General features: G+C 64.7%; 23 protein-coding genes. 7 read left to right on the top strand and 16 right to left on the bottom strand.

Going from position 1 to position 24,725, the window contains the following annotated elements; translation table 11 throughout:
* Nucleotides 1-17: 17 nt before the first annotated feature.
* On the top strand, nucleotides 18-794 hold the full coding sequence (locus tag K678_RS01150) for an enoyl-CoA hydratase (RefSeq protein ID WP_021130620.1): 777 nt from the start codon (nucleotides 18-20) through the stop codon (nucleotides 792-794).
* Nucleotides 795-934: 140 nt separating this feature from the next.
* On the opposite strand, the gene nifK is transcribed toward K678_RS01150, so the two are convergent.
* The 3 genes from nifK to nifH form a co-directional block, all read right to left on the bottom strand.
* Nucleotides 935-2,470 carry a nitrogenase molybdenum-iron protein subunit beta gene (gene nifK, locus K678_RS01145; protein ID WP_021130619.1) on the bottom strand — a complete coding sequence of 512 codons (1,536 nt, stop codon included), beginning with the start codon at nucleotides 2,468-2,470 and terminating at the stop codon, nucleotides 935-937.
* Between the two features lie 105 nt (nucleotides 2,471-2,575).
* Complete coding sequence (gene nifD / locus K678_RS01140) at nucleotides 2,576-4,030, bottom strand: nitrogenase molybdenum-iron protein alpha chain (protein ID WP_021130618.1); 1,455 nt, start codon at nucleotides 4,028-4,030, stop codon at nucleotides 2,576-2,578.
* Between the two features lie 87 nt (nucleotides 4,031-4,117).
* A complete protein-coding gene (gene nifH / locus K678_RS01135; protein WP_021130617.1) occupies nucleotides 4,118-4,996 on the bottom strand; it encodes a nitrogenase iron protein in 879 nt (292 codons plus the stop codon).
* A gap of 341 nt (nucleotides 4,997-5,337) precedes the next feature.
* On the opposite strand from nifH, the gene K678_RS01130 reads away from it, so the two are divergent.
* Genes K678_RS01130 through K678_RS01120 form a run of 3 tightly spaced genes read left to right on the top strand, consistent with a single transcriptional unit; the run spans nucleotide 5,338 to nucleotide 7,546 of the window.
* Complete coding sequence (locus K678_RS01130) at nucleotides 5,338-6,165, top strand: NAD(+)--dinitrogen-reductase ADP-D-ribosyltransferase (RefSeq protein WP_021130616.1); 828 nt, start codon at nucleotides 5,338-5,340, stop codon at nucleotides 6,163-6,165.
* A gap of 60 nt (nucleotides 6,166-6,225) precedes the next feature.
* The gene (gene draG, locus K678_RS01125) at nucleotides 6,226-7,161 is read left to right on the top strand and encodes an ADP-ribosyl-[dinitrogen reductase] hydrolase (RefSeq protein ID WP_021130615.1); all 936 of its coding nucleotides are present in this window, start codon (nucleotides 6,226-6,228) and stop codon (nucleotides 7,159-7,161) included.
* Nucleotides 7,139-7,546, top strand: a complete 408-nt coding sequence (locus tag K678_RS01120; protein ID WP_021130614.1) for an ArsC/Spx/MgsR family protein — start codon at nucleotides 7,139-7,141, stop codon at nucleotides 7,544-7,546. Before draG ends, K678_RS01120 begins: the two co-directional genes overlap by 23 nt.
* A gap of 188 nt (nucleotides 7,547-7,734) precedes the next feature.
* Here the strand turns inward: K678_RS01120 and modD are convergent, their stop codons facing one another.
* Nucleotides 7,735-8,586 carry a ModD protein gene (gene modD, locus K678_RS01115; RefSeq protein ID WP_021130613.1) on the bottom strand — a complete coding sequence of 284 codons (852 nt, stop codon included), beginning with the start codon at nucleotides 8,584-8,586 and terminating at the stop codon, nucleotides 7,735-7,737.
* 153 nt (nucleotides 8,587-8,739) lie between these two features.
* Here modD and crcB point away from each other — a divergent pair, with 153 nt between their 5' ends.
* Entirely contained in the window at nucleotides 8,740-9,126 is a 387-nt protein-coding gene (gene crcB / locus K678_RS01110) for a fluoride efflux transporter CrcB (protein WP_021130612.1), read from the top strand.
* A 9-nt stretch (nucleotides 9,127-9,135) separates the two neighbouring features.
* Entirely contained in the window at nucleotides 9,136-9,471 is a 336-nt protein-coding gene (locus tag K678_RS01105; protein WP_021130611.1) for a DUF190 domain-containing protein, read from the top strand.
* Between the two features lie 109 nt (nucleotides 9,472-9,580).
* On the opposite strand, the gene K678_RS01100 is transcribed toward K678_RS01105, so the two are convergent.
* From K678_RS01100 to K678_RS18465, 5 genes are all read right to left on the bottom strand, one after another.
* Nucleotides 9,581-10,294, bottom strand: a complete 714-nt coding sequence (locus K678_RS01100) for an RluA family pseudouridine synthase (RefSeq protein WP_021130610.1) — start codon at nucleotides 10,292-10,294, stop codon at nucleotides 9,581-9,583.
* Entirely contained in the window at nucleotides 10,291-13,353 is a 3,063-nt protein-coding gene (locus K678_RS01095) for an efflux RND transporter permease subunit (protein ID WP_021130609.1), read from the bottom strand. The genes K678_RS01100 and K678_RS01095 overlap by 4 nt, the downstream gene beginning before the upstream one ends.
* Before the next feature lie 74 nt (nucleotides 13,354-13,427).
* Nucleotides 13,428-14,543 (bottom strand): efflux RND transporter periplasmic adaptor subunit, encoded by a 1,116-nt coding sequence (locus tag K678_RS01090; RefSeq protein ID WP_021130608.1) that lies wholly within the window; start codon nucleotides 14,541-14,543, stop codon nucleotides 13,428-13,430.
* Nucleotides 14,544-14,719: 176 nt separating this feature from the next.
* Nucleotides 14,720-15,025 carry a hypothetical protein gene (locus K678_RS01085; RefSeq protein WP_021130607.1) on the bottom strand — a complete coding sequence of 102 codons (306 nt, stop codon included), beginning with the start codon at nucleotides 15,023-15,025 and terminating at the stop codon, nucleotides 14,720-14,722.
* Complete coding sequence (locus tag K678_RS18465; RefSeq protein WP_021130606.1) at nucleotides 15,022-15,204, bottom strand: CPXCG motif-containing cysteine-rich protein; 183 nt, start codon at nucleotides 15,202-15,204, stop codon at nucleotides 15,022-15,024. The genes K678_RS01085 and K678_RS18465 overlap by 4 nt, the downstream gene beginning before the upstream one ends.
* A gap of 262 nt (nucleotides 15,205-15,466) precedes the next feature.
* Here K678_RS18465 and guaB point away from each other — a divergent pair, with 262 nt between their 5' ends.
* Nucleotides 15,467-16,927, top strand: a complete 1,461-nt coding sequence (gene guaB / locus K678_RS01080) for an IMP dehydrogenase (protein WP_021130605.1) — start codon at nucleotides 15,467-15,469, stop codon at nucleotides 16,925-16,927.
* 228 nt (nucleotides 16,928-17,155) lie between these two features.
* On the opposite strand, the gene K678_RS01075 is transcribed toward guaB, so the two are convergent.
* From K678_RS01075 to K678_RS01045, 7 genes are all read right to left on the bottom strand, one after another.
* The gene (locus K678_RS01075) at nucleotides 17,156-17,671 is read right to left on the bottom strand and encodes a DUF6803 family protein (protein WP_021130604.1); all 516 of its coding nucleotides are present in this window, start codon (nucleotides 17,669-17,671) and stop codon (nucleotides 17,156-17,158) included.
* Between the two features lie 87 nt (nucleotides 17,672-17,758).
* Nucleotides 17,759-18,088: a hypothetical protein gene (locus K678_RS01070; protein ID WP_021130603.1), complete on the bottom strand. Its 330-nt coding sequence runs from the start codon at nucleotides 18,086-18,088 to the stop codon at nucleotides 17,759-17,761.
* 155 nt (nucleotides 18,089-18,243) lie between these two features.
* Complete coding sequence (locus tag K678_RS01065) at nucleotides 18,244-19,098, bottom strand: OmpA family protein (RefSeq protein WP_039851774.1); 855 nt, start codon at nucleotides 19,096-19,098, stop codon at nucleotides 18,244-18,246.
* Nucleotides 19,099-19,222: 124 nt separating this feature from the next.
* Nucleotides 19,223-21,094: an adenylyl-sulfate kinase gene (cysC, locus tag K678_RS01060; RefSeq protein WP_021130601.1), complete on the bottom strand. Its 1,872-nt coding sequence runs from the start codon at nucleotides 21,092-21,094 to the stop codon at nucleotides 19,223-19,225.
* An 18-nt stretch (nucleotides 21,095-21,112) separates the two neighbouring features.
* Nucleotides 21,113-21,913, bottom strand: a complete 801-nt coding sequence (gene cysD, locus K678_RS01055) for a sulfate adenylyltransferase subunit CysD (RefSeq protein ID WP_021130600.1) — start codon at nucleotides 21,911-21,913, stop codon at nucleotides 21,113-21,115.
* The gene (locus K678_RS01050) at nucleotides 21,910-22,653 is read right to left on the bottom strand and encodes a phosphoadenylyl-sulfate reductase (protein WP_021130599.1); all 744 of its coding nucleotides are present in this window, start codon (nucleotides 22,651-22,653) and stop codon (nucleotides 21,910-21,912) included. Before K678_RS01050 ends, cysD begins: the two co-directional genes overlap by 4 nt.
* Entirely contained in the window at nucleotides 22,650-24,689 is a 2,040-nt protein-coding gene (locus tag K678_RS01045; protein ID WP_021130598.1) for a nitrite/sulfite reductase, read from the bottom strand. The genes K678_RS01050 and K678_RS01045 overlap by 4 nt, the downstream gene beginning before the upstream one ends.
* Between the last annotated feature and the right edge of the window lie 36 nt (nucleotides 24,690-24,725).

The following is a 24,725-nucleotide window of genomic DNA, read 5'->3' as shown; positions in this document are numbered from 1 at the left end:
GGAAGGATTCTTCATCCATGGCTTACGAAAACATCACCGTCGAAACCCGCCGTCATGTCGGCCTGATCACCCTGAACCGGCCCAAGGCGTTGAACGCGCTGTGTTCCGCGCTGGTCCGCGAATTGGGTCAGGCGCTCGACGCCTTCGAGGCTGACGACGAGATCGGGGCAATCGTCCTGACCGGCTCGGAAAAGGCGTTCGCCGCCGGGGCCGACATCAAGGAAATGGCGTCGAAGACCTTCATCGATGCCTATCTCGCCGATTTCATCACCAATGGCTGGGAACGGATCACCACCTGCCGCAAGCCGGTGGTGGCGGCGGTCGCCGGGTTCGCCCTGGGTGGCGGCTGTGAAGTGGCGATGATGTGCGATTTCATCCTGGCCGCCGACAATGCCAAGTTCGGTCAGCCCGAGATCACCATCGGCACCATTCCCGGTGCGGGCGGAACCCAGCGTCTGGTTCGTGCCGTCGGCAAGGCCAAGGCGATGGAAATGGTCCTGACCGGCCGGATGATCGACGCGGTCGAGGCCGAGCGCGCCGGTCTGGTCAGCCGGGTCGTCCCCCTGGCCGAACTGATCGACGAGGCGGTGAAGGTCGCCGACAAGATCGCGTCCCTGAGCCGTCCGGTGGTGCTGCTGGCCAAGGAAGCGGTCAACGCCGCCTTCGAAACGCCGTTGTCGCAGGGCATCCGCTTCGAACGCCGCCTGTTCCACGCCACCTTCGCCACCGAGGATCAGAAGGAAGGAATGGCCGCCTTCATCGAGAAGCGCAGCCCGGCCTTCCGCAACCGATAACGGCCTCGCTTTCTCGTCGTGCGCGGGCTTAACCCGCGCATCTCTGCCGCCTGACCCGATTTCACCTCTGACACAAAGCGAAAGCCCCGGAGCTGTTGGCTCCGGGGCTTCCCGTCCTTACGCGCGAGAGAAGAGAGGAATTAGCGCGTAAGGTCGTAGGAGATGTCGCTCGAGGCGTCGGTCACTTCGAAGATCCGGTCGAGGATTTCGACCAGCACCCGCAACGCGCCCTGATAGCCGAAGATCGGGAAGCGGTGGTGGTGGTGACGGTCGAAGATCGGGAAGGTCAGACGGACCAGCGGAATTCCGGTGTCCTTTTCCAGATACTTGCCATACGAGCTGCCGATGATGAGGTCGGTCGGCTCGGTGAACAGCAGCGAGCGGAGGTGCCACAGATCCTTGCCGACCCACACCTTGGCGTCAGCGCCGAAGGGGTTGGAGGCGAGAAGCTCCTTCATCTTCGCTTCCCATTCCTTGCCGGCGTTGGTGCACAGGCAGTGGGTGGGTTCGCAGCCCAGTTCCATCAGGAACACGGCCATCGCGTAGACGAAGTCGGGATCGCCGAACAGGGCGACTTTCTTGCCGTGCAACCAAGCCTGGCTGTCGGCGATGGCATCGACCAGACGGCCGCGTTCCTTTTCGATGCTCTCGGGGATCGGCTTGCCCGACAGTTCCGAAATCTTCATCAGCAGGGCGTCGGTCGCGCTGATGCCCAGCGGATAGTTGAAGGACGCGGTCGGCTGACCCTTCGACTCGATGTATTCGACCGTCTTCGCCGAGCAATATTCCTGCAGGGCGATGGTGGCCTTGGCGTTGATCGCGTCGCGGACGTCGTCAAGCTTGGTGCCGCCATCATACATCCGGTAGACGCCGTCGGTCGGCGTGTCGAACACGTCGGAGACGTCGCTGATCACGGTGTAATCGACGCCCATCGTGTCGAGATACCGCTTCAGTTCCCGGTTGTTGGCGGTGGCGTACCCGTCGAAGCCGGGGATGATGTTGATCTTGCCGTTCGATTCGCCCCGGGTCACTTCACCCTGGGCCCGATCCCAGAAGTAGTTGAGAACGCCCTTGATCATGTTGTCGTAGCCGACGACGTGGCTGCCGACGAACGAGGGGGTGTGGGCGAAGGGAACCGGGAAGTCGGCCGGAACCGATTCCTTTTCCTTGGCGGTGCCGATGAAGGCGGACAGATCGTCGCCGATGACTTCGGCCATGCAGGTGGTCGAAACCGCAATCATCTTGGGCTTGTAGAGCTTCAGAGCGTTCTGAAGGCCCTCGACGATGTTGTTGAGGCCGCCGAACACCGCCGCGTCTTCCGTCATCGAGTCGGACACGCAGGCCGAGGATTCCTTGAAGTGACGGGCGAGGTGCGACCGGAAGTAGGCGGCGCAGCCCTGCGAGCCGTGGACGTAGGGCAGGGTCTCTTCGAACCCGGCGGCGGCGAACACCGCGCCCAGCGGCTGGCAAGCCTTGTGCGGGTTGATGACGGCGTGCTCACGGGCGAAGTTCTTTTCGCGATATTCCCACGACTTGGAATATTCGAGCTGGGCCGCAACGGCGTCGTCGGTCGGACGGCACTCGAACTGGGCCTTCTTTTCCGCCAGCAGCTTCGTGTACTCGGGCTCCGAGAACAGGGAGATGTGGTCTTTGATGTTGTCGGCGCTCTGGGGCATGACAAACAAACTCCTTCCCGCCTCCCCGCGCCCCCGGATATTGGGCGACACGCGGGGAGGGAATTTACGTGCGAACGATCGTAGGTCGGAACCTGGGGAGGCGCTTTACGCGGCCTTCCACGGGGCCTTCAGCTTGCTCCAGATCGGGGCATTGACGGCCATGTCCATGTCACGGGCAAAGATGGCGAAGCCGTCATAGCCGTGATAGGGGCCGGAATAATCCCACGAATGCATCTGGCGGAAGGGCACGCCCATCTTCTGGGTCGAGTACTTCTCCTTGATGCCGGAGCCGACCAAGTCGGGACGCAGCTTTTCGATGAACTTCTCCAACTCGAATTCGGAGACGTCGTCGTAAATCAGCGTGCCTTCCTTCAGGTAATGGCCGGTGCGCTGATAATCGTCGTTGTGGGCGAATTCGTAGCCGGTGCCGACGATGACCATGCCGAGATCGTCATAGGCGGTCGCGGTGTGACGAGGGCGCAGGCCGCCGACATACAGCATGACGGTCTTGCCTTCGAGCCGGGGCTTGAAGCGGGCGAGCACGCCATCGACCAGCGGCTGGTACTTGGCGATCACCTTCTCGGCATTAGCCTGGATGGTCTCGTCGAACTGAGCAGCGATCTTGCGCAAGCTGGCGGCGATCTGGGTCGGGCCGAAGAAGTTATATTCCACCCACGGAATTTCGTACTTCTCTTCCATGTGGCGGCAGATGTAGTTCATCGACCGGTAGCAGTGGATGAGGTTCAGCTTGGCGCGGGGGGCGCGCTCGATTTCGGCCAGGGTCGCGTCGCCGGACCACGAGCCGATCACGCGCAGACCGATCTCTTCCAGCAACTTGCGCGACGGCCAGGCGTCGCCGCCGATGTTGTAGTCGGCGATCAGGTTGACGTCGTAGGGGGTGCCTTCCCACTCGGGGATACCCTTGTCGAACACCCAATCCCGGATCGCGTCATTGGCGATGTGGTGGCCAAGCGACTGGGACACGCCGCGGAAGCCTTCGCAGCGGACCGGAATGACCTTCTTGCCGAGTTCCTTGCCCTTCTTCTTCGACACGGCCTCGATGTCGTCGCCGATCAGACCGATCGGGCATTCGGACAGGATCGAGATGCCGTTGTTGAGCGGGAACAGGACCTCAAGCTCGTCGATCATCTTGTCCAGGTTCTTGTCGCCACCGAAAACGATGTCGCGTTCCTGGAAGTCCGAGGTCACCTGCATGGTGACGAAGCTGTCGATGCCGACGGTGCCGGTGAAGTAGTTGCGGCGCTGAGACCAGGAATACTGACCGCAGCCGATCGGGCCGTGCGAGATGTGGACCATGTCCTTGACCGGACCCCACACCACGCCCTTGGCACCCGCATAGGCGCAGCCACGGACGGTCATCACGCCGGGGACGGATTTGATGTTGGATTTGACGCCACAGGTCGGGTTGCCTTCGGCGTCGGACTTGACGGTGCCGAGGTGGCGCGCACGCTTCTTCGCAGCCTTTTCGGGATACTGATCGAGGACTTCCTTGATCAGGGCCTCGTTGGCGGCGGTGTCGTTGATGTTGTCGAGGCTCATGCCCCTTCTCCTTTCCGCGTGTTCTTTATCCTCCGCCTGTCCCACCGGCCGGATCGCAACCGGTGGGACGGGCGGAACGGTCCGGCTTTACCCGACCGACTTTTCCTTGGCCTCCAGCTCGGCCAGGGCCTGGTCGTCGGACTTCATGATGCCGAATTCGAGCAGCAGGTCTTCGAGCTCTTCCATCGTGATCGGGGTCGGGATGGTGCCCTTGCCGGCGTTGGCGTGGATCTTGGTCGCGAGCTGGCGGTATTCGGCGGCCTGCGACGAGTCCGGGGCGTACTGGATCACGGTCTGGCGACGCAGTTCGGCGTGCTGGACGATGTTGTTGCGCGGCACGAAGTGGATCATCTGGGTGTTGATCCGCTTGGCCAGGGTCTCGGCGAGGTCGAGCTCGCGGTCGGTCTGACGCTCGTTGCAGATCAGGCCGCCGAGGCGGACGCCGCCCGAACCGGCGTACTTCAGGATGCCCTTGGCGATGTTGTTGGCGGCGAACAGCGCCATCATCTCGCCGGACATGACGATGTAGATTTCCTGGGCCTTGTTTTCGCGGATCGGCATCGCGAAGCCGCCACACACAACGTCGCCCAGCACGTCATAAGAGACGTAATCGACGTCGTCGTAAGCGCCGTTTTCTTCGAGGAAGTTGATCGCGGTGATGACGCCGCGACCGGCGCAGCCGACGCCCGGCTCCGGCCCACCGGCCTCGGTGCACTTGATGCCCTTGTAGCCGATCTTCATCACGTCTTCGAGTTCGAGATCCTCGACCGAACCCGCCTCGGCGGCGAGGTGCAGCACGGTGTCCTGCAACTTGGTGTTGAGGATCAATCGGGTCGAATCGGCCTTGGGATCGCAGCCGACGATCAGAATCTTCTGATCCATTTCGACCAGCGCCGCGAGGGTATTCTGCGAGGTGGTGGACTTGCCGATACCGCCCTTGCCGTAAAATGCGATCTGACGAGGCATGTTGGAGTTCCTTTCTGTCTGCCTTCCGAAACCGTCGGCTGAGGGTCTCGCCTCCGCCACGACCCTACTCATGCATGGGCTGTGCCAATCGTTTCGGCGGGGTGTGGACAGGGGTGATTGCGGCGCGTCGCATCTATGTATCATTTTAAATCAATTACTTATCGAGTGTCGCGAGGCAGATGCCTAAAAAACAGGCGGCTGTTCGGAACGCGACAACCCGACGAACGAGTGTTCGAAGCCGAACAGCGGCGGTCCGACAGGGGTGTCTGGGCGGGATCGGTGTGGGTATGCTTCTTGCATTGTCGGATCGGCCCCTTTTGATAGAGAGCCCTTCGCCCGCCATGGACCAGCCGACACATCGCCGACTTGGACACAGCACCAATCTGGTGGGACTTTCCACCAACCTGTTGGGCAGTGATGCCTTTAACGAGGACCCGCGCGAAATTCATCTGTCCGGCGTGCTTGAGATGAATCGCCGCCTGTTCGAAATGCTGGCCCGGTCCGAGGGTTTGGCCGACGCGGGCGATGCCTTTTTAAAATATATGCAGGCGATGTTCGGGATCGATCCCGAGCAGCATGAGACCGGGACAACGAAGGGTGAGGGCGGGCCGCGCCGCTATCGTTCGAGCTTCCTGCGCCTGTTGAAAGGCTGGGGCTACGATTCGAATGGCCCCGAAGGCGCGGTGTTGAAAGGCTGGGTCGAAAGCAGGTTCGGTCTGTTCCCGACCTATCATAAAGAGATGATTACGCGCTTTTCGACGCCGGGCTGGATATCCTATGTCGAAGAAAAGATGTCCAGCAGATTTCATAATAATTCAATATATTGTCAGCTCGATATTCTCTACGAATTCTGTCAATGGGCGCTCGCCGTTCATTATTCCCCCGGCGAGCGCCATATCACTCTCTTTCGGGGGGTCAATTCGTTTGAAGAGCATCAGATCGTCGAGCGGATCGACCGCAAGACCGTGGTGATGCGTCTCAACAATCTGGCGTCTTTTTCCAGCGACCGGGGGGTGGCCGATTGTTTCGGCGACACCATCCTGACCGTGCGGGTGCCGGTGGTGAAGGTGTTGTTCTTCAACACCCTGCTGTCGCTCCACCCGCTGAAGGGCGAGGGCGAGTTCCTGGTGATCGGCGGCGATTACCGGGTTCGCGCCGATTACCTGTGACGGCTTGGCGGCGCGGCCGGTGAGCCACCACTTGATTCCGATGATGACCGAGAGGCCCTGATGACCGAACCTTCCCTGATCGAACGTGCCCTGGGGGCCTATCTGGGCTTTGCCGTCGGCGATGCGCTGGGGGCGACCGTCGAATTCATGACGCGGGGCGAGATCGAGGCGAAATATCGTCTCCACCGCAAGATGATCGGCGGCGGCTGGCTGCATCTGGCTCCCGGACAGGTCACCGACGATACCGAGATGTCGCTTTGCCTGGGGCGGTCGTTGATCCGCCGCCAGGGATTCGACCTGCCCGACATTTGCGACGAGTTCGCCGCCTGGCTGAAAAGCGGTCCGGTCGATGTCGGCAATACCTGTCGGCGCGGCATCCGCCGCTACATCACCAATGGCAGCGTCGAGGGAGCCTATTGCGACGGCGATGCCGGCAACGGCGCGGCGATGCGCAACCTGCCGCTGGCGCTGGCGACGCTGGGGCGGCCCGATCTGCTTGACCGCTGGTCGATCGCTCAGGCGCACATCACCCACAACCACCCGCTGTCCGACGATGCCACCCTGGCCCTTGCGCGGATGACTCAGGCGCTGGTCGAAGGGCGGGGAATGCGCGAGGCGCGCGACGTCGCCCGTCAGTTGGTCGAGACGCACAAGACTTTTCGCTTCGAAGTCTTCCACGGGCAATCGACCGCCTACATCGTCGATACGATGCAGACCGTGCTGCATTTCTACTTCCTGACCGATTCGTTCCGGTCCTGTCTGACCGAAGTGGTCAACCAGGGCGGCGATGCCGACACCACCGGGGCGATTGCCGGGATGTTGGCCGGGGCGACCTATGGGGTGCGGGATATCCCCGCCGCCTGGCTCGGCAAGCTCGACAAAACTGTTGCCGAGGAAATCCGGGCTCAGGTCACCGGGCTGTTGGCTCTGTCGAACGTCTTGAAAACACAAAATGAAGAAGGAGACGCAGGGAATGGCCGTGATCGTGTTCTATGAGAAGCCGGGATGCATCAACAACACCCGGCAGAAGCAGATCCTGATCCAGTCGGGTCATGATGTCGTTGCCCTCGATATCCGGGTTCAGGCCTGGACGCCCGCGACGCTGCGCAGCTTCTTTGGCGACCGGCCGGTGGCCGATTGGTTCAACCGTGCTGCGCCGCGAGTCAAATCGGGTGCCCTGGTGCCCGAGACGATCGCCGCCGACGAGGCGCTAGCCCAGATGTGCCTCGACCCCCTGCTGATCCGCCGCCCGCTGATCGAATGCGACGGGCGGCGGCTGGCCGGGTTTGACGAGGCGGTGCTGGGCAATTGGGTCGGCCTGGAGCCACAAGATCCCCCCGCGCCCCAGGTCTGCCCCCGCACCGAGGGGGTTTGCCCGTGATGGGTTAAAGCGTGATCCGCATCACGTTTTAATTCGCTGCGGAAATTTCGCTGCGCGACCGGGCGACCGCCCGGACCCGTTCAGAGGCGAGCGCCCTTTTAGCTTGCAAAACTGGAGGGTCGGGAGGCTGTGCCTCCCGATGGGGGCGGGGGCAAAGCCCCGAAACCCATCCAATCCCGCGCAGCTTATTATTCAGGCGTGATCGTCACCGCGACATCGGCGGGCGGGGCCCAATAGGGCGACGAGGTGACCAGCACGTCGGCTCCGGCGGCGGCATAGGCGGCGGCGTTGCTGGCATTCACCCCGCCCGCGGCGGCGATGACGCAGGCGCGTTTGCCGATCGCGTTGATGACCCAGGCGACGGCGTCGGGTGAGAATTTTTCGAGCTGCACCACGTCGGCGCGGGCTTCGGCGGCGGCGACCGCGCTTTTGGCGTCGGTGACCTCGACGACGATCTTGCGTTCGGGGCAGGCGGCCTTCAACTCGGCAATCATCGTATCAAGCGGCTGGTCGGGGAAAAAGGCGCGGTGTTCGGGAAACAGCAGCACGCTGTCCGACAGGCCCAGCCGGTGCGGCGAGGCCCCCCCGGCCAGGATCGCCTTGACCGCGACGGCGCGGCTTCCCGGCAGGGTCTTGCGGGTGCAGGCGACACCGATGCCGGGGGCGACGGCGCGGGCCATCGCGACGATGGTGGCGGCGGCGGTGGCGATCCCCGAAGCGGTCTCGACCAGGGTTTGCGCAACCTTCCAGGCGGCAAGCAGACCGGCGGCGGGGCCGGTGGCGCTCAACAATTCGTCGCCGGAATTGCGCGGGCTGCCGCTGGGGACGCAACGATCGACCCGTCCACCCGCCCGCTCGATCAGCCGGGCCGCCTCTTCGGTGCAGCAGGCGACCATCGCGCCGCGCGCCTGGAACAGAATCCGTCCCGGCTGGTGCCCCAGCCCCAGTGTCCGGCTGGTCAGGTCACCGAACGGCACGTCCTCGGCGTAGAAGCGGTCAAGCTCGGCATCTTGCAGAATATAGGGACAGGACGGACTCACGGGCGGACCTCCGGGGGGAAACAGCGGCGGCCAGGGTGGTCCGACCGCTCTGCCATCGTCAAGTCCGTTCCTGGTACGATTTGCGGTTGACCCGGGCGGGGATGTGGGAGGACAAGCCCTTTGTGGGGCATCACCACCAGGAGCCGTGACCGAATGCTTGCCTATGCCTTCGTCGCCCTTGGCAGCGCCATTGGCGGAACCCTGCGATACTGGCTGTCGGGGCTGATCGCCGATGCGACCGGCGGCACCTTTCCGTGGGGAACGCTGGTCATCAACATCGTGGGATCGTTCGCGATCGGCCTGTTCGCCACCTTGACCGGCCCGGACGGGCGGTGGTTCGTCCCCGCCGAAGGGCGTATCTTTTTCATGGCGGGGGTCTGCGGCGGCTTTACCACCTTCTCGTCTTTCAGCCTCCAGACCCTGACGCTGGTGCAGGAAGGCGAGTGGCTGCCCGCGCTGGCCAATGTCGGGCTATCGCTGGCGCTGTGCCTGGGGGCGGTGGTGCTGGGCCATGTCGGGGCCCAACTGATCAATCGATAGGAGGCCGCGATGAGCCATGTCGAAGAGGCGGCGTTGCTGCGTGTCTATATGGGGGAATCCGACCGCGAGGACGGTCATCCGCTGCATGAGGCGGTGGTGCTGGCGGCGCGTGGCGCCGGTCTGGCCGGGGCGACGGTGCTGCGCGGGGCATTGGGGTTCGGGCGGTCGTCGCGGCTGCACAGCGCCAAGATTCTGCGGCTGTCGGACGATCTGCCGCTGGTGGTCGAGATCGTCGATCGTCCCGACCGAATCGAGGGCTTTCTCGACCGGCTGACCGCGCTGGTGGGCGAGCGGGGGCTGATCACCCTGGAAATGGTGCGGGTGGTCAAAGCAGGGTTGGTATAATACCGGCGAACCGTTGAAATGCCCTGTTCGCCGGTATCAGGCCGCCATTGCGGCGGCGGCCAAGCGCCCGGATGGGCGCGCCCGGCGAGGGACAATGAGGCGGGTCAAGTTATTGACCCGCCGGTATAGCAACGCTCTCGTCTGCCCAGCCGCATCCGCTCAGCAGGGCGCGGAGATGGTCCGGCACCGGGGCGGTGACCGACACAGGCGGTCGCTTCGGCTGGAATGGCAGGGTGACGGCGCGGGCATGGAGCGCCAGCCGGTCCCCGGCCAGGGTGCCGGTGCCGCGCCCGTAGATCACGTCGCCGACCAGCGGATGGCCGATCGCGGCGCAATGGGCGCGAATCTGGTGGGTGCGGCCGGTCAGCGGCCGACATTCCAGCCAGGACAGCCGCCCGTCACAGCCCAGCAGCCGCCAGCGGGTCGCCGAGGGCAGGCCGCCGCGCTCATCGACCTCCATCCGCCAGCCGAATTTCGCCTCGCGCTTTTTCAGCGGCAGTTCGATCAGTCCCTCGTCCTGGCGGGGGCGGCCGACGACGACGGCCCAATAAACCTTGTCGGCGTCGCCTTGGGCGAAAATCTCACCCAACCGGGCCAGGGCGCGGCGATGGCGGCCCAGCACCAGACAGCCCGAGGTATCGCGGTCAAGCCGGTGCGCCAGTTCGGGCGAGCGCGGCAGGCCAAAGCGCAGGGCGTCGAGATAAAGCCCAAGATGATCGTCGCCCGCCCGTCCGGCATGAACCGCCAGACCGGCGGGCTTGTCGATCACCAGAACCGACGCATCGCGGTAGAGAACGCGGGCCTCTATCTCCTCGGGACTCATGCCGTGTGCTCGGACGACGCCACCGCTTCGGGCGCGACATGGCGCTGGGTCGCGATCAGGGTATAGATCACCGGCAGCACGAACAGGGTGAACAGGGTGCCGATGCTCATCCCAGCGACGATCACCAGCGCGATCGAGAAGCGCGACGCCGCCCCGGCCCCGCTGGCGAACAGCAGCGGCAGCAGGCCGGTGACCATCGCGGCGGTGGTCATCAGGATCGGGCGCAATCTCATCCCGGCGGCGATCTTCACCGCCGCCTTGCGGTCAAGCCCGTGGTGTATCTGCTGCTCGCGGGCGACTTCGCAGATCAGGATGCCGTGCTTGGTGATCAGGCCGATCAGGGTCACCAGACCGATCTGGGTATAGATGTTCATGCTGGCGACGCCCAGCGCCAGCGGGATCAGCGCGCCACAGATCGACATCGGCACCGACACCATGATCACCAGCGGATCGCGGAAGCTTTCGAACTGCGCCGCCAGCACCAGGAAGATGATGATCAGGGCGAAGACGAAGGTCATCACCAGGGCGTTACCTTCCTGGATGAACTGACGCGACTGGCCGCCGTAATCGATCGCGGCATCCTTGGGCAGCACCTCGGCCGCGATGTTGCGCAGCAAAGCGAGCGAATCGCCCAAGGTCGCGCCCGGCATCGGGAAGGCGGTGATGGTGATCGAGTTCAACTGGTTGAACTGGTTGAGCGAGACCGGCTGGACCTCCTGGCGCTGAGTCACCAGCGAGGACAGCGGAATCACGGTGTCGCCGGTGCCGCGGATATGGAAGCGGCCCATCTGGGAGGGATCAAGGCGGAATTCGCGCGGCACCTGCGGAATCACCTGATAGGACCGGCCCTGAAGATTGACCAGATTGATGTAATTGCCGCCGGTCATCGTCGCCAGGGCGTCGCCGATCTGCTGCATCGAGATGCCATAGGCGGCGGCCTTATCGCGGTCGATCACCACCTTGGTCTGCGGGCTTTCGTATTTCAGGTCGGAATCGATGAAGGCGAACAGTCCGGCGGCCTGGGCACGGCGGACCATCTCTTCCTGGAGCTCGTTCAACTGGGGATAGTCGGTGGTCGAGGAGATCACAAACTCGACCGGCAGACCATCGACGCCGGGCAGAGGCGGCGGCGGGAACACCGAGGCCTTGACCCCCGACACCGTGTTGAGAGTCTTCTGATAGGCGGCGGTCAGGACGTTGGCGGCGCGGGTCCGCTCGTTCCATCCGGTCAGGACGACACCGCCAAAGCCCGAGCTGGCCCCATCCATCCCGTTGATAAGAAAGGTATTCTCTGTTTCAGGAAACGCCCCGACCTTCTGGTTGATCTCGGAGGAGAACACATCCATGAAATCGATATTGGCCGAGGCCGGGCCATGATAGGAGGTGAACACCACCCCCTGATCCTCTTCGGGGGCCAGTTCGGCCGGGACCGCCAGGAACAGGAACGGCAGGCAGACCTGCACGATCAGGGCAAAGATCAAGGTGGTCGGCCGGTCGTCGAGTGACGCCGACAGCCAGCGTTCATAGCGGTCGCGGACCTTGTCGAAGGTGCGGTCGATCAAAGCGGGCAGCCCGCCTTTGTTGCTGTCGTGGCGCAGAATGCGCGAACACATCATCGGCGACAGCGTCAGCGCGATCACGCCCGACACCACCACCGCTCCGGCCAGGGTCAGGGCGAATTCCTTGAACAAGGTGCCGGTCAGACCGCCCATGAAGGCGATCGGGGCGTAGACCGCGGCCAGGGTGATCGTCATCGAGATCACCGGCCCGGCAATTTCGCGGGTGCCGACCAGGGCGGCTTCGACCGGACTTTTCCCTTCTTCGATATGGCGGTGGACGTTCTCGACCACGACGATCGCGTCATCGACGACCAGACCGATCGCCAGCACCATCGCCAGCAAGGTCAACAGGTTGATCGAAAATCCCAGCGCCAGAAGAAAGATTGCGACACCGACCAGCGACAGCGGGACCGTCACCACCGGGATCGCCACCGAGCGCAGGCTGCCCATGAAGAAGAAGATCACCACCATCACGATCAGCGCCGCTTCGACGATGGTGGTGGCAACCTCGCGGATCGCCGCCTCGATGAACAGGGTCGAATCGTAGGAGATCCGGGCGGTCAGGCCGGTGGGGAGCTGTTCGATCAGCTCGGGCAGGGTTTGGGTGCGAATCTGGCGGATCACCGTCAGCGGGTTGGCTTCGGGCGTGGTGAAGATGCCGAGGAACACGGCGCGTTTGCCATTGGCGAACACGCTCATATCCTCGCTTTCCGGCCCCAGTTCGACCTTGGCGACATCGCCCAGCCGGACCAGCCGCGTCCCGTCATGTTTGATGACCATCTGGCGGAATTCCTCGACCGAACGCAGATCGGTCGAGGCCTGGGTGCTGACGACATCGAACGAGCCTTTGGTCGAGCCCGCCGCCGAGGTGTAATTGTTGGTGGTCAGCGCGGTGCGCAATTCATCGGTGCCAAGGTCATACTGCGCCAGCTTTTCCGGGTCGATCCAGACCCGGATCGAGAATTTCTGGCCGCCATACAATTCGGGATTGGCGACGCCCGGCACCGCCGACAGCTTGGGCTGGACGACCCGCATCACGTAATCGGTGATCTGCTGCTGGCTGAGGCGGTCGGAGGAAAAATCAAGATAGGCCGAGGCGAAGGATTGCCCGGTTTCCTTCTTGATGACCGGATCGTTGATGCCGCGCGGCAACAAGGTACGGACCTCGTTGGCCTTGCTCATCACCTCGGTCATTGCCGCCTCGGGGTCTTCGTTGAGGCGGATATAGGCTTTAATCATGCTCGTGCCCGGCAGCGAGCGCGAGGTCAGGTAATCAATGCCTTCGGCGGTGGCTACCGCCTTCTGAATCGGCTGGGTGACGAAGCCCTGGATCAGTTCGGCATCGGCCCCGGGAAAGGTGGTGGTGATGGTGATGACGGTGTTGGTCATCGCCGGATATTGCCGTACCGGCAGGCTGGTCAGGGCCCGCAGGCCGATAAACAGGATCAGCAGGCTGACCACCATCGCCAGAACGGGTCTTTTGATGAAGATGTCGAACATGGTGGTCTTCTCCTGGCCTCAGGTGCAGCGCATGACGTTCCGCGCACCTGATTGTCGGGGATTATGGGCGGGGATCAGGGCGTGGCGGCGGGCTTCAACGGATCGGTCGCGGCGATATCGACCAGGCTGCCGTTCTCCAGCTTGACCTGACCCGAGGTCACCACCAATTCGTTCGCCTCGACGCCCTGGCGCACCATCACCAGACCGTCGCGCCGGTCGCCCAGCAGCACGACCCTGCGCTCGACCGAGCGGACGGTCTTGCCGTCGGCCCCGGCGGTTTCCTTCACCACGAACACCGCATCGCCGTGCAGATTGTATGACACCGCCGAGTTCGGCACCGTCACCGCCCGGTCGATTTCGGCCCGCGCGATCTCGATCTTGGCGAACATGCCGGGACGCAGGCGACGTTGGGCGTTGGGGAAGCTGGCCTGGACCCCGATCATGCCGGTCTTCGCATCGATCAGCGGTTCCAAGGCGGCGACGGTGCCTTCGAACACCTCGCCCGGCCAGGAATCAGTGGTCATTCGCACCGTCTGACCGACCGACACCACCCCCAGCTCTTTTTGCGACACCGTGAAATCGCACAGCATCCGGGACAGGTCCTGGAGATTGACGATGGTGGTGCCGGGTTCGAGATATTGCCCCAGATCGACCTTGCGGACCCCTAAGGTTCCGTCGAACGGGGCCAGGATCGATTTCTTGGCGATGGTGGCGCGCAAACCGGCGACACGGGCGGCCTTGACCTTCAGTTCGGCCTCGACCTTGTCCAACGCCGCCTGACTGACGGTATCCGAGCGCAGCAGCGCCACGTTGCGGTTATAGGTGACCCGGGCCAGCGCCATTTCCGCCTCGGCGCTGCGCAGATCGCCCAGTTCAACATCGCTGTCGAGGGTCAGCAATTGCTGACCCCGGCGGACATCCTGCCCCGACTGGAACCCGATCGTCCGCACCAGCCCCGAGACCGAGCTGCTGATATCGACGCCGTTGACCGCCTGAAGTGTACCGACGGCGGGCACCACCGCGCGCCAGTCCCGGAGGACCGCTGGCGTTGCGGTTACTGTCAAAACCGGCTTCGGCGCATTGGCGAAAAAGGATTTGATCATGTTCTGCCGGAACTGGACGAAGCCCAATACGCCACCGAACACCACGCCGCTGACGACCAGCACGATGATTATCCGTTTGATTCTCATGGAAACTCCGTCACAAGGCGGGGCCGAGGGCTTGGACAAGCGGCAATTGCGAGGACATGGTCACGATCAGACCCGTCCCCGTCCAGCATTAATCTATTGTGGCTTGGTCTGTCGCGACAGACCAGCCGAATCCGCAAAAGCCCGGCCCATCGCTCAATCCCACCCGGCCCGAGGGATTAGCGCCGTTCGGGTTGGTCTCCGCGCGACGCCGGGACATAGCCGAGATCGGTCATGCACAAGGCCAGCGATCCGTCGGCCTGCCGCTTGGCGCGCTGGCGGTCATACTCGCGAAACGGGCTGGCGCTGGCATTATCGTCTTCGCGCCAGCCGGTGTCGCGCTCGGCCTGACGGCGGCAGGACGAATAATCCTGGCCCCATTGCTCGCGCGGCAGGGTGGGGTGGCGCCACGGCACCGAAGCCGAGACGCACCCCGTTAGGCACAGCAGGGCCAGACCGACGACGATCGGGGCGGCGCGGCTCATTCCGCCGCCTGATCGGTCTTGTCGGGGTTGCGCTGACGCAATTGGGCGACCAGAAGCTCGTTAGGGTTATGGCAGACACTGCACCAGGAGACGGCGGTGCCGTCCCCATAGGCCATGACCCGGTGCGCGGCGGTTTCTCCGCAATGCGGGCAATTGAGGACGGCGTTGAATAATCTCATTCGCGTCTCCTGGGGCCGGATATTTTCCGGACCAGTTACCCCTCAAGCTAAGGAAATCTATACGGTAAGGGGCACAATGGCACAACCCCGACGAAGGTCGCATCCCTGTTCAGCGCATCGGGATACGTGGAATCCTTGAGAGCAGCCTCGGATTGTGTATGATAGCTCGCCACACGGGTTTCCATAGCCGATATCGGCACCGGGGGCGGTCCACAGATGCGGGGCCGTCCACCGGCTTTATCTAATTCCTCCCGGAGGTGGTATGGTCATCAAGGAAGCGCTGACGTTCGACGACGTTCTGCTTGTCCCGGCAGAGTCCGCAGTTTTGCCGGCTCAGGCCGATACCCGGACATCGCTGACCGCTTCGATCGAACTCGGCATCCCGCTGCTGTCGGCGGCGATGGATACCGTCACCGAATGTCGGCTCGCCATCGCGTTGGCGCAGAATGGCGGCATCGGCGTTCTTCACAAGAACATGTCGATCGAGGCACAGGCCGCCGAAGTCCGCAAGGTCAAGAAGTTCGAGTCCGGCATGGTGGTCGATCCGCTGACCATCCATCCCGACCAGCCGCTGGCCGATGCGCTGCGGCTGATGTCCGATCACAAAATTTCCGGTATTCCGGTGGTCGAACGCGACAGCGGGCGCCTCGCCGGCATTCTGACCAACCGCGATGTCCGCTTTGCCTCCGACCCGTCGCAGCCGGTGCACGAGCTGATGACCAAGGAGCGTCTGGTCACCGTTCGCGAAGGGATGGTCAAGGACGAAGCGAAGCGGCTGTTGCACCAGCACCGGATCGAAAAGCTGCTGGTGGTCGATGCCGATTACCGGTGTATCGGTCTGGTGACGGTCAAGGACATCGAGAAGGCCGAAGCTCACCCCAACGCCGCCAAGGATGAAAAGGGCCGCCTGCGCGTCGCCGCCGCCACCGGCGTCGGTCCCGACGGCTTTGCCCGTGCCCTGGCCCTGTTCGAGGCCGGAGCCGACGTGATCGTGGTCGATACCGCCCACGGCCATTCGCGCGGCGTGATCGAAACGGTCCGCGAGATCAAGCAGGCGATGCCGACCGCCCAGGTGATCGGCGGCAATATCGCCACCCCCGAAGCCGCGAGCGCCCTGATCGCGGCGGGCGCCGACGCGCTGAAGGTCGGCATCGGTCCGGGCACCATCTGCACCACCCGGGTGGTTGCCGGTGTCGGCGTGCCGCAATTGTCGGCGGTGATGGAAGTGGCCGAGGTCGCCCACCGTCACGGCGTCAAGGTGATCGCCGATGGCGGCATCAAATATTCGGGCGATATCGCCAAGGCGATTGCCGCCGGTGCCGATTGCGTGATGCTGGGGTCGCTGTTCGCCGGAACCGAGGAAAGCCCCGGCGACGTGTTCCTGTATCAGGGCCGCTCGTACAAATCCTATCGCGGCATGGGCTCGATCGGGGCGATGGCGCGCGGCTCGGCCGATCGCTATTTCCAGGCCGAGGTCGGCGACAAGCTGAAGCTGGTTCCCGAAGGCGTTGAAGGCCGCGTCGCCTATAAGGGGCCGGTCAGCACCGTGATCCATCAGTTGATCGGCGGCCTGCGCGCCGGGATGGGCTATACCGGCAATGCCACGATTGCCGAGATGCAGACCCGCTGCACCTTCCGCCGCATCACCGCTTCGGGCCTGCGGGAAAGCCACGTCCACGACGTGTCGATCACCAAGGAAGCGCCGAACTACAAGAGCGAATAGACGGTCTGATCCGTCGCTTCGCTCCGGCTGGTGTCCTGGCCGGGCGACGATCTTTAAAAAGGCCCCGGGGGAAATCCCGGGGCCTTCGTCGTTAATATCCGGCCCGGATCGGTTCCGATCCGGGCCGGCCCTCATTCGCCGGGCGCGGCCCATCCGGGCCGCTTGGCTCCGCGCCATGAGGCGCGCGGCCCCTTGGGCCTAAGACCAAGCTCTCAATGCCGCTTGGTCTTAATGAGACATCATGTGCCCGGAATGGGGCATGTCTGTCATCGCGGCGGAATCCGTGCCCAGGGTGGGGTCGAGCATCCCGAAGATCATTGCGACATGGGCGACGGCCAGGAACAGCCCGACCAACCCGGCATGGATCATCATCCGAGCGTGGGCGTCGCGGCCGCGCGCGATCAGCCCGAGGTCGAGCAGGGCAATGCCGCCCAGCGGGACCACACCCAGCAGATAGGCCCCGACCGCCAGCACGTCGATCCATCCCCGCCAGCCGCCGGTGGCGGTCAGCGGCACGACCGCGTTCTGGACGAGGTGGACGAACACGCCGATGAAGTAAATGCCGACCGCGATTCCGGCGATGCGGTTGATCTTGCGGATGATCCCGTCATAGGCGCGGGTGGCCAGCAGATACAGTTCGGTGATCGCGACGGTTTCCGCCAAAACGACCGGCACGGCCATGAAAAGCAACAGGTTCCAGGGCTGGTTGGTCGCCAGCAATTCCATGTAATGGGTCATGTTCATTGAACACGTCTCCTCGATACCCGCCGTCGAGCAGGGACGGCAGGCGATGCGTGGGTAATAAGTGATAAGGCTACGAGAGAGAGCGTGTCAGGACAGCGGGGGGCGGAGCGGCGGCGGCCAATCCAGCCGGGCCGGGGCGTGGGTCGCGCTCGTCACCGCCTGGGCGACCAGGACGAGTCGGGTATGGTCCTTCAGGACCGGCGCGAACAGGACGGTCGGGGCCGCGCAGTGGCAGATGGCGGTGGCGCAGGCTGTTTTGCCGGTGTGATGGTCCGGCTGGGGCGAATCCGGATGGTGCTGGGCGAGATGGGCGGCACAGTGAGACATCGGCCCGGAAGGCATCCGGTCCGCCATCACCCCGCTTGCGCTGAAAAGCTGGGCCAGGAACAGGGCCAGGGCGACCAGAACAGCCTTCACATCACCTCTCCGGAACCGCAATGGGTCACGTTAGCCGATCTGGTGACGGAACGGAAGCGGATGCCGTCATAGTGCCGCCCCGCTCCAAGACCGCATAAAAAACCTCCCCCGACCGATGCGGCGGGGGAGGCCTGATTTAACGACGTCCGTCGATCCTACTTCACGAGCAGGATTTCGACGCGGCGGTTGCGCAGTTCGGTCACGCCGTCGCCGGTGGCGACCGCGGGCTGAGTCTTGCCCAACGCCTTCTGATCGGCGGTGACGCCCAGGTGAGCCAGGGCCTCGGCGACCGTGCTTGCCCGCTTGGCCGACAGACGATCATTCAGCGCCGCGTTGCCCGAGGTATCGGTGTGGCCGATGACGTGGATCGCGGCGGGGGAAAGCTCGGTCCGCGCCGCGGCGACGTCGGCCAGGGTCGCGTGGGCCTTCTTGCTCAGCGTCGATTTGTTGAGATCGAAATAGACCACGAAGCTGCGGATGACCTTCGGCTCGGCGGCAACGGGCTGCGGCGCGGCGGCCGGGGGCGGCGGCTCCAACTGGGCGACGGTCTTGACGAAGTCGGAGCGGCATTCCGACAGGCTGTCACCTTCGGATTCCTCTTCAACCCAGCAATCGAACGAGGCCTGAGCCCGGGCGGACAGTTCGGGGACGCGGTCGGTGGTCCCGCCCGCCAGCGCCGCAACCAGCTTGGCGCGGGCGGTGGTCAGTTCACCGATGCGGTCGGCGGGGATATCCCACGCGGCGATCTCTTCCGGGGCGACGACTTCGCCGGTCGCGGCGCGCAGCCCCTTGCGGGCGAACACGGCGGCGTTGATCCAGTCGTATTCTTCCAGAGCTTCGAACTTGGCAAGGCCGCGATATTCGTCGAACAACGCCCGCGTGAATGCCGGGCCGGTCGAGGCGGGCGGAGCTTCGATTGCCGTCTGGACATCAGCCACTTCCCACGGTGTGGCGCAGGCCGCAGCCAGGGCGGCCGTACCGATGGCGCAAACGATACGTAGCCTTCTCATAAAGCCTGTCTCCTCGTCAGTGACCCAGATTCCGCACAGGGGCGGCGGTTCGTTATCGTACCGAAACAGCATATAACGAGGGAACCGCCCGGTCGAGTCGCTGCGTGTTCTTAACGGTTGATGTCTACAGGCCCCATCTCTCTGCCTGTTCCTGTGCCGAGAGCGAGAATTTATCGTCGATGTAATGCAGCAATTCGGTCACGCTGTCTTCGATCGAACGGCCCTCGGTGATCAGGGCGAGGTCCGGAGTCTCCGGCGGTTCATAGGGCGCGGTCAGCCCGGTGAAGTTCGGAATCGTTCCGGCACGGGCCTTGCCGTACAGGCCCTTGGGGTCGCGCCGTTCGCATTCGTCGAGGCTGGTGGCGACGTGGATTTCGTGGAACGCTTCCGGGTTGATCGACCGCACCCGGTCGCGGTCTGCGCGATAGGGCGAGATGAAGGCGGCTAGCACGATCAGGCCGGATTCGGCCAGCAGATGTGCCACTTCGCCCGAACGGCGGACGTTCTCGGCCCGGTCCTCGGGCGAGAAGCCGAGGTCGGAATTGAGGCCAAGCCGCAGCGCATCGCCGTCCAGGATCGTCACCTGCCAGCCGCGCAGGAACAGGCGGCGTTCGACCTCGGCGGCAATCGTCGATTTGCCCGCGCCAGACAGGCCGGTCAGCCACACCACCCCGCCGCGATGGCCGTTGGCCAGGCTGCGGGCGTGCAGATCGACCGGCTGGACACCGCTGCTCAGCGCCGCGCCGTTCCGCTCGCTTTCAGCGTGGGCGATGACGCCGCCGCCGACGATGTCATAACCCTCGACCAGGACAAAGCGGCCGAGGCGAGGGTTCTCGACGAACGAATCGTGGGCGATGGGGGAGCGGGTGCGCAGCTCGATTTCGGCCACCGCGTTGCGGCCGACTTCGATCCCGTCATGATGGCCAAGATCAACGACGTCGATCACCCGGCGGATTGCCGACACTTCGACGGTGTGCTCGGCGGTGGCCAGCTTCAGCCGATACCGCGCGCCCACCTTCAGCGGATTGTTGCCCAGCCAGAACAGCCGCGCCGCGATCGTGTGCGACAGGATCGGCGGGGTGTCGGCGTGGCTGGCGATCTGGCCGCGTTCGACGAAAATCTGCTCGTCGAGCGTGATCGCGACCGAGCGCCCGGCATCAGCCCGGTCCGACACCTCGCCCGCGCCCCAATGTTCCAGGCTGGCGACCCGCGCTGTCTTGCCCGAGGGAGCGAACACCAGGGTATCGCCGACACTCAGCCGACCGGATTCGATCCGTCCGGCGATCAGGCGGCGATGGTCGAACTTATAAACGTCCTGGATCGGAAAGCGCAGCGGCAGGGCGGTATCCGGCAGCGCCGGGGCAAAGCCGTCGAGCGCGCCCAGCACGGTCGGGCCGGTGTACCACGGGGTCTCGGTGGCGTGGGTCGCGATGTTGGCTCCGCTGCGCGCCGCGACCGGAATGACATGGGTGGGGGCAAGGCCGATCGAGCCGAGATAGGCGACGATCTCGGCCTTGACCTCGTCGAAGCGGGATTGATCGAACCCGACCAGATCCATCTTGTTGACCGCGACGGCGACCTGACGCAGCCCCAGCAAATGGAGCAGATAGCCATGGCGGCGCGATTGCTCGCGCACCCCTTCGGCGGCGTCGATCACCAGCAGCGCGGCCTCGGCCGAGGCCGCGCCGGTGATCATGTTCTTCAGGAATTCCTTGTGGCCGGGCGCGTCGATGATGACATAGGGCCGGGCCGGAGTGCGAAAGCGGATGCGGGCGGTGTCGATGGTGATGCCCTGGTCGCGCTCGGCCTGAAGCGCGTCCATCACAAAGGCCCATTCGAACGGCATCCCGCGCCGGTCGCACACTTCGCGCAGGGTCTCGACCTTGCCGTCAGGCAGGGCGCCGGTTTCGTGGAGCAGGCGGCCGACCAGCGTGGATTTGCCGTGATCGACGTGACCGACGACGACGATGTTCATCGGAGAGGTGGTGGAGGTCATTGCACTGAGCTTCCTGAACTACATGTAGCCGCCGGTCCGCAGACGCTCGAACGCGTCCTCGGACTCGCGATCCTGGGCGCGTCCCGACCGCTCGGAAATCCGCGTTGTCTCCAGTTCCTCGATGATCTCGTCAACCGTGGAGGCGGTGGACTCGATCGGGCTGGTGCAGGGGGCGCAGCCCAGCGAGCGGTAGCGCTTGCCGTTCTTCGAGAAATACAGGCTGACCACCGGGATCGATTCGCGGCGGATGTAGCGCCAGACATCCAGCTCGGTCCAGGCCAGCAGCGGATGAATGCGGATGTGGGTCCCGGCGGGGAAGTCGGTCTTGAACTGGCCCCAGAATTCCGGCGGCTGGTCCTTGACGTCCCATTCCGCCGTTTCCGAGCGGGGGCTGAACACCCGTTCCTTGGCGCGGGTGCCTTCCTCGTCGCGGCGAATCCCGGCGATGACGCCGGTCAGCTTGTTGTCGGCGATCACCTGCTTCAACCCTTCGGTCTTCAGCGCGGTGCAGCACTCGACCCGGCCCCGATGCGGCCCCATCCCCGCCGCCAGCGCGGCATCGTTCTGGCCGATCAGCATCGGCAGGTTCCATTCGCGGGCGACCCGGTCGCGGAACTCGATCATTTCGGGGATCTTGTGATGGGTATCGACATGGATCACCGGGAAGGGAACGTGGCCGAGGAAGGCCTTGCGCACCAGCCACAGCAATACGTTGGAATCCTTGCCGATCGACCATAACAGGGCGATCTTGTCCAGGCGGTTGAACGCCTCACGCAGGATATAGATCGACTGACTTTCCAGGGCGTCGAGATCGTTCATGACAATCCGTTCGGGTTTCCGGGTTCAAGGGGGGACGCCGCCGCGTCGGGCGCGAGCGAGCGGGTGTGAATGCCGCATTCGGTTTTGGCCGCTCCGGCCCAACGACCGGCGCGGGCCGGTTCACCGGGCTTGACCGGGCGGGTGCAGGGCCAGCAGCCGATCGAGCGATAGCCGTGCTGTTCCAGTGGATGGCGGGGCAGACCGCGTTCGGCGAACGCGGCTTCGATATCGGCATCGCTCCATCCGGCCAGAGGGCTGAGTTTCAGCACGCCGCCACTGACTTCGACCGTGGGCATCCCTGCCCGTTCGAAGCCGTGGGCGCGGCGACGGCCGTCGATCAGGGCATCGAAGGGCGCGGCGGCACGGATCAGCGGAGCGACCTTGCGCAGGCCGCAGCAGCGGTCGGCGTCGGTCTCCCATAAGGTTTCGGCCTCGCGCCGCTCGGCCTCGGTCGGTCCGCTCACCGTCACCCGGGTCAGGCCGAGATGGGCCGTCAGGGTGCGGATATAGTCGGTGGTCTCGTCGAACAACTCGCCGGTATCCAGCACGATCACCGGCAGACCGGGATCGATCCGGGCGACCAGATCGAGCAGAACGGCGGATTCGGTGCCGAACGAGGTCAGCGCCGCGATGGCGACCGCCTCGGGGCCGCGAATCGCCGCGTCCAGCAACTCTAATCCCTCCAACGCGGACCAGCGTTGCGCCAGTCGCGCCGCCGTTTCGCTGTCGATCCGGCTCATGCCGCCCGCCCGGTCGGGTTCAGGATCGACTGAATCAGCCAGGACAACGCTTCGCGATAGGATTGAGCGCTGCCGGTGACCAGGGCCGAAGTCCGTTCGGCCAGCACGGCATCGAAGGCTTCGAGCGCGCGGCCGGTGGCGGCGGGGCTGGCGCGGAAGCGGGCGAACACCGCTTCGGCCTCGTCATCTTCGGCAACGGAGACACCGTGCCCGGCCAGCAGGCGGCGGATCGCCAGAACCGAGGCTTCCTCGCCCGCCTTCAACGCCTCGGGCCAGCGGCCGACCGCCAGGAAGCGGTCGAAATTGGCCAGCGCGTCAAGGGCGAGATCGCCCAGGTGAGCGGTCGGAGCCTGGGGCGCGGCGCACTCGCCGGTGGCCCGCGACGGGCCGGTAAAGGCCCGGGTCTCGCCCCAATCGACGAACCACTCGTCGGTGGGGGCTTCGGCGGCCAGCGGTTCGAGCAGGGCGGCAATCCCCTCCGGCCCCAGCCGGACGGCCCAGTCGCGGACACTTTCGCCGGGGGTGCGGTCGTTTTTCAACGCCCGGCGCAGCAGGGTGACGGCGCGGTCGGCCAACTTGGAGGGCACGATCGGGCCTTCGACGGCAAAGGCACCGTTGCGGACATCGCCGCCCAGATGCAGCCGGTAATGCGGCGCGGGGCGGCCGTTGACGGTCTTGGTCAGGCCGTGCAGGCCGATCTCGGCGGCGTGATGCAGGGTGCACGAATTATGGCAGCCCGAGACGCGGATCAGCACCGGGGCGCGGTCTTCGGCGGGCTCGGCATCGATATCCTCGACCAGCTTGCGGCCAAAGGCCCGCGCGTTGTTGATGCCGATCCGGCAGGTGGAGATGCCGGGGCAGGTCACCACCGACGCCTTGGCCGCGCCGATGTCCGGGCTGTCCAGCCCGATCGCCGCCAGCGCTTCGGCCAGCCCGGCCAGGGCGTCCTGGGTCAGTCCAAGCAGAACGATATTCTGTTCGCGGGTCAGCCGGGCCTGGGTGGCACCGACGCTTTCGGCAATCGCGGCCAGCCCGTCCAGTTGATCGGCGCTCAATTGCCCGAGCGGGACCGGGATGATTGCGGCGATGGTTCCGTTCGGCGCGGTAACCAGACCGTTCGGCGCCAGTGGGCCGGTCTCGGTCTCGGTGGGACGACGCCAGTCAAGCGGCTGCCACGGCCGCTGGCCAAGCCCGCGCAGACGGTCGAATTCGGTGCGGAACTGGGCCAGGAATGCCTCGGCCCCCAGCCGCTTGATGGTAAAGCGCAGCCGCGCCCGCGCCCGCTCGGTCCGGGTAGAATGACGGATGTGGAGACGGATCACCGCCTCGAACAGCGCGGGTACGTCTTCCTCGACGACGAAATCAGACAGTTCGATCGCGATGCCGGGCACCGCGCCCAGCCCGCCGCCGACCAGGGCGCGAAAGCCGGGACGACCGTTCTTTTCCACCGCGATCAAGCCCAGATCGTTGATCGTCGCCCCGCCGCAATCGGTGGCGCAGCCCGATACCGTCAGCTTCAGCTTGCGCGGCATCGCCTGGACCAGCGGATGGCGCAGCCACAGCCGCGACAGGCGGTTGGCGACCTCGCCCGCATCGACCCGTTCGCGCGGGCAGGTTCCGGCCAGGGCACAGGCATTGACGTTGCGGACGGTGTTGCCGCCCGCCTCGCGCGAGGTCATGCCGCCCGCATTGAGGCGGTCCAGCGCGTCGGCGGTCCGTTCCAGCGGCACATGATAAATCTGGATGTCCTGGCGGGTGGTGATGTGGGCCGGACCCTGGCCGAAATCGCGGGTCAGACCGGCCAGAACCTTCAGCCAGGGCAATGCCACCACGCCGCCGGGAATCTTGATCCGCAGCATCTGAACCCCGGTCTGACGCTGGCCATAGACGCCGTGGCTGAGGCGAAACGAGGACCAGCGCTCTTCTTCCCAGCCACCACCGCGATAGCGGCGCAGACCGTCCCGGTACTCGCTCGCATCCGAGGCGCGTGCCAGCGGTTCGCCGGATTCGATATGTGCGTGGTTCGCGTCGCTCATCCCTAGGCCCTTTCTCGTCGACCCGAATCGCTGTCG

The organism is Magnetospirillum fulvum MGU-K5 (genome assembly GCF_000442515.1).
GTDB classification, from domain to species: domain Bacteria; phylum Pseudomonadota; class Alphaproteobacteria; order Rhodospirillales; family Magnetospirillaceae; genus Phaeospirillum; species Phaeospirillum fulvum_B.
Note: the sequence above shows the minus strand (reverse complement) of the source record. Positions and strands in the feature narration are given on the sequence as shown.